1 protein-coding gene is annotated in these 418 nt (G+C 69.4%); it reads left to right on the plus strand.

Going from position 1 to position 418, the window contains the following annotated elements; translation table 11 throughout:
• A partial coding sequence (locus tag AC1DYK_RS35955) for a hypothetical protein (protein ID WP_478170613.1) occupies window positions 1-418 on the plus strand: 418 nt, incomplete at both ends.

Below are 418 nucleotides of genomic sequence, written 5' to 3' on the forward strand. Positions count from 1 at the left end.
GCCCTACAAGGCTCAATCACCTGGTACGAGCACACCCGGGCCTACATCGACCGCAAGTGGGCGGCGGCGCCGGCCAAGTCCCGCAAGAACTACGCGGATGCCCTGGCAACGATCACCCCGGCGCTCGTCAAGTCGACCGCCGGGAAGCCCGACGCCGCGCTGCTGCGGCGTGCCCTGTACGGGTGGGCGTACAACCGGAACCGGTGGGAGGAGGAGCCGCCCGAGGACGTCGCCCGTGCTCTGCAATGGATGGCCAAGAACTCGGTGCCGGTCTCCGCCCTGGAAGACGCAGCCACGGTCCGTTTGGCGCTGGACGCTCTGGGGCTGAAGGTCGATGGAAAGCCGGCCGCGCCTCGCACCGCGCGGCGCAAGCGTGCCTGCACGTGCTGGGGCTCGCCGTCGAAGAGCGGTATTTCAC

The organism is Variovorax sp. P2_H12 (assembly GCF_056403395.1).